This window comes from Leptolyngbya sp. O-77 (assembly GCF_001548395.1).
Classification (GTDB): Bacteria; Cyanobacteriota; Cyanobacteriia; order Elainellales; family Elainellaceae; genus Thermoleptolyngbya.
In genome coordinates this window covers 4,104,230-4,120,131 of the sequence record NZ_AP017367.1, presented here as the reverse complement: position 1 = coordinate 4,120,131, position 15,902 = coordinate 4,104,230, and the positions used below count along the sequence as shown (strand labels likewise).

Annotated in this window: 13 protein-coding genes; 4 read left to right on the top strand and 9 right to left on the bottom strand. The window is 56.4% G+C overall.

Annotated elements, in window-relative coordinates:
• Positions 1-77 precede the first annotated feature (77 nt).
• From O77CONTIG1_RS17460 to larE, 7 genes are all read right to left on the bottom strand, one after another.
• On the bottom strand, positions 78-698 hold the full coding sequence (locus O77CONTIG1_RS17460; RefSeq protein WP_068513129.1) for a hypothetical protein: 621 nt from the start codon (positions 696-698) through the stop codon (positions 78-80).
• Between the two features lie 251 nt (positions 699-949).
• Positions 950-2,566: a CHAT domain-containing protein gene (locus O77CONTIG1_RS17455; RefSeq protein WP_068513124.1), complete on the bottom strand. Its 1,617-nt coding sequence runs from the start codon at positions 2,564-2,566 to the stop codon at positions 950-952.
• Between the two features lie 375 nt (positions 2,567-2,941).
• Positions 2,942-3,373, bottom strand: a complete 432-nt coding sequence (locus O77CONTIG1_RS17450; protein WP_156435420.1) for a hypothetical protein — start codon at positions 3,371-3,373, stop codon at positions 2,942-2,944.
• A gap of 59 nt (positions 3,374-3,432) precedes the next feature.
• Positions 3,433-5,553: a protein phosphatase 2C domain-containing protein gene (locus tag O77CONTIG1_RS17445; RefSeq protein ID WP_084782802.1), complete on the bottom strand. Its 2,121-nt coding sequence runs from the start codon at positions 5,551-5,553 to the stop codon at positions 3,433-3,435.
• A gap of 170 nt (positions 5,554-5,723) precedes the next feature.
• Entirely contained in the window at positions 5,724-6,068 is a 345-nt protein-coding gene (locus O77CONTIG1_RS17440; protein WP_068513113.1) for an NAD(P)H-quinone oxidoreductase subunit M, read from the bottom strand.
• 263 nt (positions 6,069-6,331) lie between these two features.
• A complete protein-coding gene (acsF, locus tag O77CONTIG1_RS17435; protein WP_068513110.1) occupies positions 6,332-7,408 on the bottom strand; it encodes a magnesium-protoporphyrin IX monomethyl ester (oxidative) cyclase in 1,077 nt (358 codons plus the stop codon).
• Between the two features lie 164 nt (positions 7,409-7,572).
• Positions 7,573-8,391 carry an ATP-dependent sacrificial sulfur transferase LarE gene (larE, locus tag O77CONTIG1_RS17430; RefSeq protein ID WP_068513106.1) on the bottom strand — a complete coding sequence of 273 codons (819 nt, stop codon included), beginning with the start codon at positions 8,389-8,391 and terminating at the stop codon, positions 7,573-7,575.
• A 293-nt stretch (positions 8,392-8,684) separates the two neighbouring features.
• Between larE and O77CONTIG1_RS17425 the strand changes: the two genes are divergently transcribed.
• Both O77CONTIG1_RS17425 and O77CONTIG1_RS17420 read left to right on the top strand, forming a co-directional pair.
• Positions 8,685-9,689, top strand: coding sequence for a COX15/CtaA family protein (locus tag O77CONTIG1_RS17425; RefSeq protein ID WP_068516781.1), 1,005 nt, complete (start codon positions 8,685-8,687; stop codon positions 9,687-9,689).
• 193 nt (positions 9,690-9,882) lie between these two features.
• Positions 9,883-10,872: a heme o synthase gene (locus O77CONTIG1_RS17420; protein ID WP_068516780.1), complete on the top strand. Its 990-nt coding sequence runs from the start codon at positions 9,883-9,885 to the stop codon at positions 10,870-10,872.
• A 42-nt stretch (positions 10,873-10,914) separates the two neighbouring features.
• On the opposite strand, the gene O77CONTIG1_RS17415 is transcribed toward O77CONTIG1_RS17420, so the two are convergent.
• Positions 10,915-11,802, bottom strand: coding sequence for an alpha/beta fold hydrolase (locus tag O77CONTIG1_RS17415; protein ID WP_068513104.1), 888 nt, complete (start codon positions 11,800-11,802; stop codon positions 10,915-10,917).
• 441 nt (positions 11,803-12,243) lie between these two features.
• On the opposite strand from O77CONTIG1_RS17415, the gene O77CONTIG1_RS17410 reads away from it, so the two are divergent.
• Positions 12,244-13,182 (top strand): DNA-methyltransferase, encoded by a 939-nt coding sequence (locus tag O77CONTIG1_RS17410; RefSeq protein WP_068513102.1) that lies wholly within the window; start codon positions 12,244-12,246, stop codon positions 13,180-13,182.
• A gap of 18 nt (positions 13,183-13,200) precedes the next feature.
• Entirely contained in the window at positions 13,201-14,205 is a 1,005-nt protein-coding gene (locus O77CONTIG1_RS23755) for an HNH endonuclease (RefSeq protein ID WP_084782801.1), read from the top strand.
• 162 nt (positions 14,206-14,367) lie between these two features.
• Here the strand turns inward: O77CONTIG1_RS23755 and O77CONTIG1_RS17405 are convergent, their stop codons facing one another.
• Positions 14,368-15,759 carry an FtsW/RodA/SpoVE family cell cycle protein gene (locus O77CONTIG1_RS17405; protein ID WP_172799718.1) on the bottom strand — a complete coding sequence of 464 codons (1,392 nt, stop codon included), beginning with the start codon at positions 15,757-15,759 and terminating at the stop codon, positions 14,368-14,370.
• Positions 15,760-15,902: the final 143 nt, after the last annotated feature.

Below are 15,902 nucleotides of genomic sequence, written 5' to 3'. Positions count from 1 at the left end.
GAGTTTGCGGGTTGGGGCGCTGGAGCGGGCTACCCCCGTCGCTCTGCTACTCCGACCCACCCTCCGCTTGGGATGGATCAAGCCTTGGATTGGTCAATAATATGGCGGGCGATCGCCAAACTGAGGCGAGCCTGCTCAATGCTGGAGAGGTCTTCCCAGGCTTCGGAGCGCACGGAGCGCAGCGCTCCCTCTAGCAGGTCGGTTTCGCCCTGGTCGCGCATGGCATAGGCGAAGGGACGCGCCAGCACGTACAGGTCATCGTCGCCCCATTCGGGCAGCACGTCGCGGACACTGGCGACCAGTTGATCGGCCAGAGAATTGGAAGAGGCGATCGCCATCTGCGCCTGCTGCACCAGCCGCTCCAGCAGTCCTTGCGGCATCCGGTCAGCAAACCGCTGAAACAGGCCGCCGAAGGAAGCGGTCGTCAGCACGGGTTGAGCCCCATCTTGAGCAGAATCCACCGTGGCCCACAGTTGGTCAAACTGTGTGGAAAGGGACTGGGCATAGGAATCGAGCATGTCAGTCGGCCAACCCGCTGCTACTTCCTGCTCAAGCTGTTCAAAATAGCTAGATGCGGCGGGATCTGCCGGATTCCAGGGATAAGATGCATCCGCATCATCTAATACGACCTGGAGGAGTTCTAGCTCAGCCTGAGACCGAAAGGCAGAAAAGCAGGGACGGGTTGAATCGCTTGCCATGGTTCTTGCTCCTGAATGCGCCGGACGAGTGTTGTCTAGGGTTACTTGCGTTAACTAGGTATCGAATGGGTTCGATAGGACTAGCTACAGACTCGGATGGGTCAGTTCCGTAATTGGCTGATAAGGAATTTGAAAATTTTGGCAACGGGGTAAAGTGGAAATTTTGAAAGAGTATTATCCAGACAAATATAAGCACAATAAACCCAGAAAACCGTACCTGCTCCGGCCAAAGCGCAGCCAGAAGCCAAGCATCACAGGGGCGGGGTGAGGTCATTGGGCACAAACTCTAGCTGAAATGTGCCAAATCGGAGGCGGCTGTGGGGCTTGAGGGCGACCTCTTCTTGATGCACCTTGCGCCACTGGCCTTGCGGCTCTAGCAGAAACGTGCCAAAGCGAGAAAAGTCGCGCAGGACATAAACCTGCTCTGCGCTAGCTGCCCCGACCGACCCGCGATAGAAAATCTCGGCGTGGCGACGAGAAACGCCAGGAGATTTAATCACCAGGTCATTGCCTTCCAAAAAGCCAACCCGCACCATGCCGCCGTAGATGGGCCAAGTTTGGTGGGGCGGCTCGACAGCGCGGAGGCAGGCAGAGGGAAACGGCACCTCACCCCAGCTAGAAGGATTTTCGGGAATTTCGGTAACCCCTTCTGTCAGCGGTTTGACCAATTCGCCGTCAAATTCTGGATGCATGTAGAGGACGGGCAGCGTCCAGGCGATCTGGTTGAAGCGATAGAGCGTGAGCAAATGCTGGCGGGCGATCGCCACGGCCTCATCAATGGGCGATCGCTCGGCCAAGGCCCGCGCAAACCGCTGGATAAAGCTGTGGGCCTCATGTTCGGCAATGCGATCGCGCATCCCCAGCACCGCCGGTACGCCATGATGAATCAGCACTTCGGCCAGGCTGCTGCGGGGAATGGGGCGATCGCCCTGCATTTCGGGCTGTGCGCCCCAGCAGGCGTTGAACACGGCCAGCTTGATACGGCAGCGGGTCAGCACCTGCGCCAGTTCCGTCCCATTCATCGTTGCATCGGGACGCAAGAAGAGCATTCCGCCGTCTGGGCCAGGCATCCCGTGGCCAGAGTAAAACAGCACGTTGTACTGCTTGGTTTCTAGGTGAGACGTGAGTTCGGCGGCAGTCGGCTGCATCAGCGTCGTCACCTCGCAGGGCACAGGCGGCACAAAGCGATGAAACGCTTCTCCCTGAGACACGTCCTGAAGCAGCGCCGTCAGCGCGTCGGCCTCTTGCTGCAACTGGAGTCGAAAGTCGCTGGTAGAGAGGCTGCGATCGGGTTCAGCGTCCTGTCCCTGCACTAGCAAAATCCGCAGCGAGTTTTCTTCGCGCAAGGCCGGCAGTGGATCGACTTCGTTGGTGGTGCGGCTAAACAAGAGCTGCTGGCTGAGGGCGATCGCCTGTCGTCCGGGCTGGGGCTGCATGATTTCCCAGGGCAGCGCCATTAGCTCAGGGTCACGAATCTCTAGTCGCAGTCGGAGCGATCGCCCCTGGCCCTGAGCAATGCCCTGACTCTGGGCCAGGCTGTTTTGGATGGAACCGTCAAACAACCACTGCCAAAGGCTCACGCCCAAATGCTGCATCAGGCGGCCCGCGTAGCCCGGTGTTGGGTCGTCGGGCTGGGGTGGTGGCAACACTACTGCCGGAATCCGGGGAACTGCGGGCAAATCCCGCAAGGAAAACATCGACTGCCATGCTTGCCAAAGTTCGGTTAGCTCTGCTGGCCAAGCTCGGTCGTGATGCACATAGCCTGCCTGCGATGGGGCCTGTAGCACCCAAATCGCATAGTGGTCTGCGTCAGCAGCGGTAAGGCGGCGAATCGCAAGCCGCAGGCAGGGATGATCAGACGAAAGCATGAAACCGGGAGTTTAAACGGCTAATTCAACAAAATTCATGGCTCGAAATCGAAATGCACCCAACCCAGCACTGTGCGTGTGAACGTGAACTGTGAATGGGCTGAAGCCTGAAGCGAAACTCAGACCTCGAACAAGTACTCTCGAATCTCTCGAATATAGTATTCCCAGACCTGTTTCAGTCTTCTGCGCCTCTAACACTATGCGAGCCCCATTCAGTCATTGCTATCCTGCATGATCGATCGTCACACTGCCGACGCTTATCCAGTCTATCGAGTAATTCACCGGGTTTTTCCTCTTTGTCTTCAGAGGGCTAGATCTTTAGAGGCTCAATAGAGCCTGAATCTGTCCCAATCTTAGGAGGCTAAAGCTCAGACGCTAACCAACGCCACGGGGAGATGCGCCGGGTGGGGCGCTGGGGGGCGTTGCAGGCCCCACAGGCGGCAGGGCTGGGGGTGGAGCGGGCAAATCGGGCGTTGGGGTCGCAGGCGTTGGAGTTGCAGGTGGGGTAGTCGAAGCAGGATTGCAGACCCCGCGCTGGGCGTCGGTCAGCGTGGGGTTGGGCATCATCAGCGGCCGGAGATTGCTTAGTGCCACCCAGCCTTCTTTGCCCGGAGTGGCGATCGCGCTTTGCTCATGCGGCGGGGCATTGGGCGTATCCACCGGAGGTGGAGCTGGCAACTCGCCAGCGGGGGATGCCGAGAGCGCCGGGTTTGCACTCGAAGCGGAGCCATTGTCGGGCATGATGGGCGGGGCAGGGGAACTGGAAGTCGGCGAATTCGCTGGTGTAGGGGCTACGGCTTGCTCCATAGAACAAACCCTGAGTTTGATCTCGGTGGGGTTATCGGGCGGCCGGCGCTCTAGCACCATCAGCACGCTACCAGGGGCGATCGCCAGACCTGTCGTTGCAGGGGTTGCAGGGGGAGGGGGATGCCGTGGGACTGCCCTCGACTGTGGGGGGGTGAGGACAGCAGCACTAGTCCGGAGGTGTCGCCGGGTGCGCCCTCGGCTGCTCGTCCGATCAGCAGAAACGCGCCGGGCTGAAGGGCGATCGCCGGGTCTTCTTCAGCAGGGGGGGGTAGGGTAGGCGCAGGGGGAAACCCCGTCAAACTGGCCAGGCGATCGCGCATTAGCCAGTAGCCCAGCGCCCCCGCCCCCAGCAGCGCCAGGAGGGTCAGCAACAGCGGCAGGGTTCTTGGCTTGGCGGCAACGGGCGACACGACCTGCGTGTTGGGCAAAGCGGGTTCGCTGGGCTGCGGTGAGAGATTGGGGAGTGGGTTGGAGGCTTGCGCTGCTTGGGCGGAGGGAGAGCCGACGGGAGAAACGACAGCGGTGGAGGCGATCGCCGTTGGGACTGGGGCGACCTCTGCACCAGGAAGCTGCGTCGGTGCAAGCTTGGTAGGCGACAGGCTGGGAAGATGGACATGAACAATGCCAACGGTTACATTGTCATGACCATTTTGGGAGTTCGCCAGATCGACGAGTCGCTGGGTGACGGTTTCCAAATTGGCACGTCCGCCCAGCACCGGGAGCAGTTCCAAATCCCAATACTGCTCCACCCGATCATTGTCGCTCAGCCCGTCAGAACACAGCAAAAACAGGCTGTCGTCGTCTAGCACAAACCGCTGCACGTTGGCATGGAGCAAAGCCGAACTGCTCATGCCCAGCGCCTGCACCAGAGAGCCAGAACTGGCGTGTTGCAGCGCCTCTCGATAGAAGCTATAGCCCATGCGAACTTCGCGCGAGGCCACATCGTCATCCTGGGTAATCTGGTGACAGTTCCACGGGGTAATCCAATAGGCGCGACTGTCCCCCACATGCGCCAAATACAGCTCGTGGCCACGCACCAGCGCCATCACCAGCGTCGTGCCCATGCGCTGCCGATCCTGGCGCTGTTCCTCGTCGTTGCGCTGGCTAATCAAGTCGTTGGCAGCGCAGGCGGCGGCTTCTAGCTCTTGCATCAAAACCAAGGGACTGAGGCGGCTGAGGTCGCTGGACTGGAGGTGTTGCTGCACGGCGGCGATCGCCAGATTCGAGGCCACGTCGCCGCCCTGATGCCCGCCGATGCCATCGCAGACGATTAGCAGCGGAGTCGTAGTGGGGGTAAGGGCGATCGCCTGGGCCGTGCCGCTGGGCGGATAGCAGGCATCTTCATTGCGCTGGCGGCTGGGGCCTTGGTCGGTGCGGGTGGCCAGCGATACCTGGCGAGGCAACTCCTGTGTAACCGTCCACAGAGCCTCATCCAGCCGCTCGATCACCTGTTCGGCAGAATGAAGTTGTCCCCCAGTCATATCTCGACAGAGCGCATCGAGATGGGGCGACACTTTCGCATGGGCAGAGGGCAACCACTGCTGCCACAGGCTGCCCAAGTCTGCCAGCGTCGGTTCAATGCCCGATGCATCCAGTTGAAGTTCCATCAGGCGCACCAGTGGCCCTTCCACGCGCAGCAGATCCGGCATCAGCAAAGAGGAGACGACTTGTTCTGTGGCGAAGGGCTGCCACAGGTGCGCGATTTGCCAGAGCCAGTTGAGCTGGCGCAGCGCAGAGGATCGGGGCCAGAGGTCTGTCAGCGAGGGGAAAAGCTGGGGGTCGCTGGCAGGAGGGTCAGCATCGGACGGCGTGTTGGGCAGGTAAAGGGGCGATCGCTCCAGCAGCGCCAGCTTTTCTGGGCCGCCCGCCGATTCCAGCCGCACCCAGTCATACACCTGGGGCACATGCAGCGCGTAGGGCGACAGCCGCAGATAGGGCAGCAGCTCGTCGGGAATCTGCTCGGTGGAAATTCCCGGCAGCAGCCCCGGCTTAGTATCCAGCAGCACCCGCCCGCCCTTCACCAGGTAGCGATTGGCCAGCAACTCATCCACCCGGCATGACTCAGCCGCCGGGCCGATCGCCCAGAGATATCGCTTCGTCAGCGGCGTTCTACACTTCTGGCAAAACTTGCTGCGCTCTGAATTGGGTGCCTGGCAGGAATAGTTGGAGCAGTAGAGCATTCGCGGGGTGGGCGACCAGCAGCCGATGAACAATAGGGTTCGGCTTTACTAGGATAACGTAGACCTCCACCGAACACACCACCTAGTGCGCCAGCGTCCTGAACACGGAGGTTCTGGCGATCGCCACCAAAAATGCGAACAACCTGCGAATTCTATAAAGCTGCGAATCGTTAAACGTTGATGTCGGCCGACACCTTCGGCAGCCCCAGGCTGTAGTTTCGCACGCGGCTTTGCAGGTTGTAGGATACCTTGCCCTCATAGAGGAGCGATCGCACAAAATGCTCCAGGTCTGAACCGATGCGCCGCACATTGTAGTCGGTCAGGTCTTCGCCAGCGTATTGCGCGGTCAGTTCTTCAAACTTTTTGTAAACCGCTTTCAGGGCTTCGTCGTTCCAGTTCAGCTCGTTGTCTGGGTCAACATCCAGCGTCAGCTTGTCGGCGCTGGGCACCAGCTCGTTGTCCTGAACCTCTGCTGAGAAAATCCGAATGTGCCGCGTGGTGGACTTGATTAACATAGTGCGATCGCCGCCAAAAAAGTTCGCTACTCAAAGGTCTTCAGACATTGTACAGGTCACACCCCAGCCAAAGCAGGTTTCCCTGGCGCTCTCACTTTTAAATTCTCGATAGTCTCAATTGCGATTCGTAAATTCACCTGCCACACCCCAACGCAAAAAGCGGCTCTGCAAATCGCAGAACCGCTTGCTAAAAGGCACAAAGATTAGGGTTACAAAACCCAGCGCAACCTGTCAATTTGTCAAACCAGTGATCAAACCGGGCGCTAGCGCACCGTCCCTTCCAGGTGAGCCGTGTCGATCGGCTTCATCAGATAAAGCTGAATCATTTTCAGACCAATCGACAGGATGTGAGGTAGGCGTTTCAGAGTCTTCAGCAGCTTCGGCTCGTTTGACGCGGGCGCATTCACAATCTTCAGATAGCTGGCGGCGGCTTCGTCCATCAGCCGGAAGAAGTCGGGATGATCCACATTCAGCACCAGCGGGAACACGCGCCCCGCCGTGGCGTTCGTCTCGCGAATCACGTCGATGTCGTAGTCCCGCGCGTTGATGCCCAGCGCCTTGTAAAAGTCAGCCCGCTGCAAGTCGTTGAGATACATCGTCGCAAACACCGACAGCAGGAAGAAGCGACACCACAGCCGCGCTTTCCAGTCATTCAGAATGCTGGGCTGCGCTTTCATGATTGCGTCGAAAAAGTCGCCGTGGCGGTTTTCGTCCTGACACCAGTTCTCAAAGAAGCTGAAGATCGGGTAGATGCGATTTTCGGGATGAGCTTGCAGGTGGCGGAAAATCTTGATGTACCGCCAGTAGCCAATTTTCTCCGACAGGTAGGTGGCGTAGAAAATGAACTTGGGCTTGAAGAAGGTATAGCTGCGGCTCTTGGTCAAAAAGCCCAAATCCAGCGACATATTAAAGTCCGACAGGGCTTTGTTCAAAAAGCCTGCGTGCCGCGCTTCATCCCGCGACATCAGCGTAAAGCACTCTGCCAGCACCGGGTTCTTGTCCTTGAGGCGACGACCCAGCTCTTTGTAAAGCAAAAAGCCAGAGAATTCCGCTGTGCAGGAGCGCTCCAAAAACTCGATAAACAGTTGACGACTCTCGCCGTCGATGTGATCCCAGGACTGATTAAATTCTTCGCTCCGCACAAAGTGATGACGGTTGTAGTCTGTGCGGAACTCTTCCAGGATTGCCCTCAGTTCATCCTCGTTCACGGAGATGTCCATCTTGGCCATCTCGTCGAAGTCGGTGGTATAGAAACGGGGGGTGAGAATCGTCTCTTTCGCCGGGACTTTTACGCCCGGACGCAGTTCTTCAAAGCCAGGTTTCTTGAGGGAATCTACCATTGCCAGGTCTTATCAGATTGGATAACTCGGAGCTTTAATAATAACGGCTCACAAATAGCGCAACGCATTGAGCCGCGTGTCTTTCAGTCTATCAGGACGACGTAACGGAAATGCGGAGAGCGTGTTAAGAGTTGCAACAGAAGATGTTGGAGTGTGGGGAGCCATTATCCCAACGCCCCCACGCCCAAGATCTGATTTAGCTTGCCGCTGCGGAAGCCTTCCAGATCTAGCGTGACGTAGACAAAGCCGTAGCTCTGGAATTCGGCAACCAGGGCAGGCAGGTCGAGGGTGCTAATGAAGGTTTTGATGTCTTCGGCGGGGAGTTCGATGCGGGCGGTGTCGCCTTCGGAGCGGACGCGCAGGGTTTTTAGCCCCAGGTTTCGCAGGTATCGTTCGGCGCGGCCGACGCGCTGGAGCTTGGCGACGGTGATTTCTTCGCCGTAGGGAAAGCGGGAGCTGAGGCAGGGCTGAGCGGGTTTGTCCCACCAGGGGAGTTCTAGCATCCGCGAGAGTTCGCGGACTTCGAGCTTGGTGATGCCGACTTCGGCGAGGGGCGATCGCACTCCTCTCTCCTTCGCCGCCTGAATGCCCGGTCGATAGTCCTGCAAATCATCGGCATTCACACCATCGACCACGTAGGGATAGCCGCGCTCTAGGGCGAGGGGCTTCAGCGTGTCGTGCAGTTCGCTCTTGCAAAAGTAGCAGCGGTTGACCGGGTTGGCGGTGTAGTTGGGGTTGTCCATTTCGTGGGTTTGCACCACTTCATGGGCGATGCCGATTTCCGCCGCCTGCACCCGTGCGTCTTCCAGGTCTTCGGGCAAAAGTGAGGGCGACTCGGCGGTGACGGCCAACGCGCGATCGCCCAACACGTCCCACGCCACCTTGGCCACCAGCGTACTGTCGATGCCGCCTGAGTAGGCAATCAGCGCCCGATCCATTTCTGCAAAGAGCGATCGCAACTGTTCTAGCTTTTCTGCCAGCATGAATCTCGCGTTATCCTCCCAACGCTGTCGTCTATGTTCACACTAGCGGATTTGGGCGGGAGCGCGTGGAGAAGTGTAGCTTAAGCAACACCTGAGGTCAGCGGAAGGGGGGCGATCGCCAGTGGATTCCAAAGAAATGCCTAAAGCTACCCTCAATTCCCGAAAGCAGTCTCTAAAGTAGTACCTATGCGTACCCCCTAGCGTGATGAACACTCGCACATGCTCTTAACGATGGTGTGTTTTTCAGGGATGTGTTTTTCAGGCGGGCTTTTGAATCTTTGGGAGGGATGAACATGGCAGATGCAGCTTTACCCGCAGCGTCGAGTGACTTGGAGAAACTGCAATCCACCGTCCGTCATCCCCTCGCGGTGCAGCGGATTCGGCGGTTGGTGTGGAAATTGGCGATCGCCACGCTGATTCTGATGGCGATCGGCAGCGCCACCCGCGTCATGAATGCCGGCCTGGCCTGCCCCGACTGGCCCCTCTGCTACGGCACGCTAGTGCCCACCCAGCAGATGAATTTGCAGGTTTTTTTGGAATGGTTTCATCGGCTGGATGCCTCACTGATTGGGCTGTTGACGATGCTGCTGGTGGGCATGAGCCTGTGGTATCGCTGCTCGATTCCCCGCTGGGTGCCCTGGGCCTCGGCGTTTGCCCTGTTTCTTGTCATGTTTCAGGGTTTGCTGGGTGGGCTGACCGTCACGCAATTGCTCCGGTTCGACATTGTGACCGCGCACCTGGGCACGGCGCTGGCGTTTTTCATCACGCTGCTGGTGATGGGCGTAGCGCTCTTGCCGCACCAGGGGACGGGAACCGTTGGCAAGTTGCCCTGGTTTAGCCTGGCCGCTGCGCTGCTGGTTTATGCTCAGAGCCTTTCCGGGGCGCTGGTGGGGTCACGCTGGGCGCTGCATCAGTGCCTTGGCGGGTCGCAGCTTTGTGTCGTGATGAACACACACCTGCTGGGGGTGGTTCCGGCGAGTCTGTCGGTGTTGATTCTCGTGGGGCTGGCCTGGCGCACTCCGGCGCTGCATCCCAGCCTGCGGCGGCTGGCAAGCCTGGCGCTGGTTTTTTTGGGGCTGCAAGTGCTGCTGGGCGTGGCCACCTATCGCCTACACTTGCAGGTCGAGCCGCTAACCGTGGCACACCAGATGATCGGCGCGTGCCTGCTGGGAACGCTGGTTTGCTTTACAGCCTTGGGATGGCGCGATCGCCCTGTATCTGAGGTCAAAAGCGCGGCGCTGGCCCAGTCGTCGTCCGAGCCGACCCAGCCACCGCCATCTGGCGCGGTGCCCGTTTAGTCAAGACAAAGGTTCGATTTTGGATTTTCGATTTTTGGTTTTGGATTCTCGATTTTGGACTGGATTGCCTGAGAGTTCATGATTTCCGGCTTTGGGGCAAGGCAACTCAATTTTCCCTTAACCTTTTTTAGTGATTTCCCGCGATATTTCGCTCTGGTCAGGTTAGACCCGCTGCTTTTTTAGGATGCTGCTAATGCAAGATACCGTTTGCACCGATTCCATCCGCCATCACCAAAATGTTTGGCAAGTCGTTCAGAGCTACTGGCAGCTCACAAAACCCCGCATCATTATCCTGCTGCTGATTACCACCGCAGGCAGTATGTGGATTGCCGCCCACGGTGAGGTAGACCCTGTGCTGGCGCTGGTGACGCTGCTGAGTGGCACCCTCGCCGCTGCCTCTGCCAATACGATTAACTGTCTCTATGACCGTGATATTGACTACGACATGGAGCGCACGCGCCACCGCCCGCTGCCCTCAGGCCGCATCCAGCCGCGAGATGCCCTGATTTTTGCGATCGCCCTCGCGCTTATCTCGTTCTCGCTGCTGACGGTGTTCGCCAATCTGCTGAGCGCCTGTCTGGCCATGTCGGGCATTGTGACCTACGTGCTGGTCTACACGCACTGGCTCAAGCGCCACAGCACACAGAACATCGTCATCGGTGGTGCAGCGGGCGCAATTCCGCCGCTAGTGGGCTGGGCGGCGGTGACGGGCGAGCTAAGCTGGGCCGCCTGGGTGTTCTTTGCCATCATCTTCTTCTGGACACCGCCCCACTTCTGGGCGCTGGCGATGATGATTCAGAAGGACTACGAAAAGGTCGGCGTGCCGATGCTGCCTGTGGTCGCCGGACAGGTTGCCACCGCCAAGCAAATTTGGATCTACACGCTGATTATGATTCCGGTGACGCTGCTGCTGGTGTTCCCCCTCGGCGTGATGGGGGCAGTGTATCTGGTGGCGGCGCTGGGACTGGCTGCGGTTTTCCTGAAAAAAGCCTGGGCCCTGCTCAAAAACCCGATGGACTATGACTCTGCGCGATCGCTCTTTAAGTACTCCATCTTCTACATGATGCTGCTCTGCGCGGGCATGGCAGTAGACAGCCTGCCGATTACGCACCAGATTACTGGGCAAATTTCAGGGGCGATCGCCCAACATGTCTCCTTCCTCAGCGAAATCGTACCGCTATAGCGACAGGCATCTAAGCCAGGTTCGCTGCACTTGGCTTAGTGCCTAGAAGCCTGCTGCCCACTGCTGCAAAATTGGATTGACCACCTCCGGGGCTTCGTCCTGGGGGCAATGTCCCAACCCTTCCAGAGGAATAAAATCCTGGACGCAGGGGTAGTTGGCAAATTCGCGGCCGAGGGCGATCGGCTCCCACGGGTCTTCAGTGCCCCATAGCACCAGCACCGGGCAGGTCACTTGGGGAAGCAAATCTTCCGCCAGCGGCCCCTGCGAATAGCGGATAAACGCCAAGAACACATCCACTGCGCCCGGCTCAAAGGCTGGCTTCAGCAGCAAGTCCACCAGTTCATTGGTCACGGCATCCTTGCGGCCATAGGCTTGCAGCAGCACCTTGCGAACCGTCTTGGGCTGGGCAATTTGCGAAAAGAAGAACTGCCCGATCGCCCGGTTGGCCAGCACTTGCTGAAGCCACACCGAGCCAAACCGCCGATACCAGGGCAGGGTTGCCCGCTTGCGGTCATGCAGCATCCGCAGCGAACAGTCGAGCATGGCCACGCCGCGCACCCACGCTGGCTCCAGCACCGCCGCCTGCAACGCTGCCACACAGCCAATCGAATTGCCCACCAGCAGCACCGGCTCGCCAATCACCTCGCGACAAAAGTCAAGAAGTTGCTGTCCCCAAGTTTCAAACGTATATTGAATCTCCTCTCCCGGTGTCGGCTTGGCAGAATAGCCAAAACCGATCAGATCGATGGCAAACACGCGGTTTGTTTGGGCCAGGACTGGCAGATTTTTGCGCCAGTGGTCGCTGGATGCGCCAAAGCCATGCACCAGCAGCATCGGCACACCCGCACTGCCTGCCTGCTGATAGCGAATCGGGAAGCCGCGCCAGTGCCAGGTTTGGGTGGAGATGGTAGGGGTTTGGGTGAGGGGCATGGTGGGGAAGGGGGAGGAATGAAGGGGGGAAGAACGAAGGGGGGAAGAACGAAGGGGGAAGAACGAAGAGGGAAGAAATGCTCTGGAGTGGGCTTGCGGTTGTGTTGTGGCCGTAGGGTTGAGCGTTGGCCTTGTTTGAGGCGGCGGACTGTGAATTTTTGTAAATGCTGTCCTGATCATATATCAGTTGAAGAGAGGCCAGGAAGCTTGGGAACCCCGAAAGCTCTCGTATAGCTTGCCTTAACCCCTGGTTAGGATTGGTAGCTAAAGGGTTGTTGGCCAATCAAGGCATTAGGTAACGTGGCAAGAAGAGCTTGAGTTTCTGGACTAAGGGAGTTAAGAGAGTTTCTTTTGGGTAGCACTAAATGAGAAAAAAGCTCGATCCGTGCTATCCTTGGCTCCTAAGGCGAAAAAAGAGTACGCATTTACTATCAACTGAGTATGGCTCAAGCAGGCTCTAAGCAACTAGCATTGTTTCAAAAGAAAAAAATAACTAAGCAATCAGAAGTCAATAGGCAGCCCTATTACACTCAGGGATATGGAGCAGCATACTTGGGAGATAGTCTTGAGCTTATACAAGATCTGAAGGATTGCAGCGTTAACCTGATTTTGACATCACCTCCCTTTGCACTTACCCGCAAAAAAGAATACGGGAATGAAAGTGCAGAAACTTATGTTAGTTGGTTCCTTCCCTTCGCACATGAATTTAAGAGGGTACTCACTGAAGATGGGTCATTTGTAATTGATTTAGGGGGTGCCTATCTTCCTGGAAATCCAGTGCGTAGCATCTATCAATATGAATTGCTTGTTCGATTATGCAAAGAAGTCGGATTTTTCTTGGCTCAAGATTTCTTTCACTATAATCCTGCTAGGCTCCCAACCCCTGCCGAATGGGTTACTGTTAGACGTATTCGAGTAAAAGATTCAGTCAATGTAGTTTGGTGGTTGTCCAAAACTGAACATCCAAAGGCTGATAATAAAAAGGTTTTGAAGCCTTATAGCGAAAGCATGAAACAGCTTCTAAAGAATGGATACAAAGCTAAATTACGTCCTAGCGGACATGATATTTCTACTAAATTTCAAAAGGATAATGCAGGGGCAATTCCACCAAATCTCATAGAAGCAGCCAACACAGAATCAAACAGTTCCTATTTGCGGAGGTGCAAGGAAGCAGGAAAGAAGCCTCATCCGGCACGGTTTCCCGCTTCTTTTGCTGATTTTTTCATCAATTTTTTGACGGATGAAAATGATCTTGTACTAGATCCTTTCGCTGGTTCCAACACGACGGGTTTTGTCGCAGAGAATTTACATAGAAGGTGGATAGCCTTTGAGTTGAACGAGGAATACTTGATCGGAAGCCAGTATCGTTTTGAGGAATAATCTGGACACACTTGAATTGTGGTTCTGCGTAAACGTGCCCTTCTCGACCTTGTAACACGCTCCATTTTGGAGTGCGGGTGGAACGTTCTTTATTTAGAAAGCCCAGATAATCATCCATTTAGGTTGCAGGTCTATAGGGATGATGAAAGCTATCGGGTTCGCATTTACATTTGGAATTTGACTCACGGGGGAGGGTCAGCAAGACCCAGAAGCGAATACCGTATTCAAATCACGGGTTTATCCACCAGCTATTTTGAGCCTGAGATTGGGGGCAAAACTCTAATTCTTGGCTGGTGGAATGAAGTCGGCGTTTTTGCAGGCTTTGATTATAACAAGCATTCTGGAACATTAGGCTCTTCGCCTTCGATTCAAATTCGCGAGCAATTTCTTCGAAATGCTCACATTAACGGGTTTTCTGCTTGCGACAAAGGCAATGAGGAAATAGCGATCGCTTTCAAGCCTAGTTTTTTCATTGAATATATCAAAAACTTAGAATCTTTACATGGTTTTGGTGAGTCTGAATATGATCTTAGAGTGCTTGAAACTGTGGCTGAGAATCCTTATGCAGTAAACGATGGAGAGATTGAGTCAACAAGCTGGACTCGTCAAACGGTGATTCAGTCTGTCAAAAAGAGATTAAGGGATTCTAGTTTCCAAGATCGAGTTTTAACCGCTTATAACTACCGATGTGCTATGTGCGGCGTACAGCTCGATCTAGTACAGGCAGCGCATATTGTACCCGTAAGCCATGAGAATGGAACTGATGAAACCTCTAACGGAATAGCTTTATGTGCATTGCATCACTATGCTTATGATCGTGGTCTTGTATTCGTAGATGAAGATTACTCAGTTGAACTTAATCAAAGTAAGCTCAATAAGCTTCGAGTAAGATCCCGCGATGAAGGACTAGAAGAGTTTACTGAAGCTTTAAGAGCCATAATTCTTCTACCTCCAGCTACTTCAGATCGTCCGCATAGAGATTATTTATCTATTGCTAATTTTTTACGTCTTGCAGCCTCGTAGCACAAAATTTAAGTTCATAAATCTGATGTCAGTCGTCCGGCTAATCCTCTGCCTTGAGGGGGATAGAGTAGAGGTTATCAGTAAGGGTTCGAGGTTATTTGCCCTAATCAAATCAGGCTCCGATGTCGCAGCGCGGGGATGCCGCGAAAGATGAGTGCTGGGTCACGATGAATGCGGGCAGCGAGGGCTGGGTTTTGTTGAGAAAGCGCCTGGTGGAGCAGGGCGGAGTCGCCGCCTGTAAGGGCGATCGCCCCCAAACCTGCGCCCCTGGCCCAGCGACACCACCGCAGCGCTGCTGCTTTCTCGCGCCACCCGCACCAGCAGCGCCGCCGACACCAGGCTGGCAATGATAGAACTGCCGCCATAGCTAAAGAAGGGAAATGGGAGTCCGGTCGTGGGCAGCGCCCCCGTGGCCACGCCAATATTCAGCAGCGATTGCCCCACCAGCAGCACCACCACGCCGATCGCCACCAGTTGATGGATGGGGCTTTTGGCCTTTAGCGCCACCCGCAGCCCCAGCGCCGCAAAGGAACCCAGCAGCAGCAGCAGCAATAGCCCGCCCAAAAACCCAAATTCCTCAGCATAGACTGCAAAAATAAAGTCCGTGTAGTGAATCGGCAAATAGAACAATTTTTGCTGCGACAGCCCAAAGCCTTTGCCCGTGAGTCCGCCAGAGCCAACCGCCAGGAGGCTTTGAATTAGCTGGTAGCCGTTTTGCGCCGGGTCGGCCCAGGGGTTGAGAAACGACACGATGCGATCGCGCTGATAGTCGCGCAGGCTGACGCTGAGGACGGCGGCACTCAGCCCGGCGATCGCCGTGCCGCCCAGATATCGCCAGGGCAGCCCCGCCGCCAGCGCCATCAGCCACAGCAGCATTCCGCACAGCGCCGTGGTGCTCAGGTTGGGCTGGAGCAGAATGCTGGCCAGCAGCAGCATGAAAATGCCCAACCAGGTAAACCGCACCCGCCACGACAGCCGATCCCACCGCCCAAAAATCCGCGCCCCTTGCAGCACCAGAAACGGCTTGATCAACTCCGACGGCTGCAAAATCGGCAATGGCCCGATCGCCAGCCAGCGACTCGCGCCGTTGACCGTTGTGCCAAATCCAGGCACCAGCGTTAGCAAGATCAGCCCCAGGCAGATCAGCATCAGCAAATCTGCCATGCCCAGCACAAACCGCAGCGGCGTACTCACCAACAGGCTAAAACCCAACAGCCCCACGCAGCCATACAAAATCTGGCGCTGGATATAATACAGACCGTTGCCATGCTCGGTATCGGCGATCGCATAAGAGGCCGAAAACAGCACCGCCAGCCCCAGGCCCAGCCACAAAAACGTCAGCCAGCGCAGCATCCGCGCCTCCATCGCCCAGCTATCGACGGGCGTACTTTCCCAGGGCAGCGCAGACGACCCAGAAGGGCGATCGCCCAACTCAGGAGATTTTTGAGGCGGTTCAACAATTGGCTCGATCGTGGGCGGCGCAGCAGAGTTTACGGGTGTCGCTTTCGACAACACACGACGACCTTTCCCAACAGGTTTCACGCGGCGGCTCATAGCGTGGCAACTCGCAAAACGCTTCACAAATCCGGACTATGCAAGCGAACAGCTATCATAAACCAGACTGCCTCTAACCCTAGCGCAACTTGCCCAGCCCGTTGAAACAAAATCCTAATTCCTGTCTCTCTAGCACCTGACCC

Excerpts from the sequence above, each read along its gene's own strand:
- O77CONTIG1_RS17425 (WP_068516781.1), top strand. The coding sequence starts at position 8,685 with ATGGCAGATGCAGCTTTACCCGCAGCGTCGAGTGACTTGGAGAAACTG.
- O77CONTIG1_RS17420 (WP_068516780.1), top strand. The coding sequence starts at position 9,883 with ATGCAAGATACCGTTTGCACCGATTCCATCCGCCATCACCAAAATGTT.
- acsF (WP_068513110.1), bottom strand. The coding sequence starts at position 7,408 with ATGGTAGATTCCCTCAAGAAACCTGGCTTTGAAGAACTGCGTCCGGGC.
- O77CONTIG1_RS17450 (WP_156435420.1), bottom strand. The coding sequence starts at position 3,373 with ATGGAGCAAGCCGTAGCCCCTACACCAGCGAATTCGCCGACTTCCAGT.
- O77CONTIG1_RS17415 (WP_068513104.1), bottom strand. The coding sequence starts at position 11,802 with ATGCCCCTCACCCAAACCCCTACCATCTCCACCCAAACCTGGCACTGG.
- O77CONTIG1_RS17410 (WP_068513102.1), top strand. The coding sequence starts at position 12,244 with ATGGCTCAAGCAGGCTCTAAGCAACTAGCATTGTTTCAAAAGAAAAAA.
- O77CONTIG1_RS17440 (WP_068513113.1), bottom strand. The coding sequence starts at position 6,068 with ATGTTAATCAAGTCCACCACGCGGCACATTCGGATTTTCTCAGCAGAG.
- O77CONTIG1_RS17445 (WP_084782802.1), bottom strand. The coding sequence starts at position 5,553 with ATGCTCTACTGCTCCAACTATTCCTGCCAGGCACCCAATTCAGAGCGC.
- O77CONTIG1_RS17460 (WP_068513129.1), bottom strand. The coding sequence starts at position 698 with ATGGCAAGCGATTCAACCCGTCCCTGCTTTTCTGCCTTTCGGTCTCAG.
- O77CONTIG1_RS17455 (WP_068513124.1), bottom strand. The coding sequence starts at position 2,566 with ATGCTTTCGTCTGATCATCCCTGCCTGCGGCTTGCGATTCGCCGCCTT.
- O77CONTIG1_RS17405 (WP_172799718.1), bottom strand. The coding sequence starts at position 15,759 with ATGAGCCGCCGCGTGAAACCTGTTGGGAAAGGTCGTCGTGTGTTGTCG.
- larE (WP_068513106.1), bottom strand. The coding sequence starts at position 8,391 with ATGCTGGCAGAAAAGCTAGAACAGTTGCGATCGCTCTTTGCAGAAATG.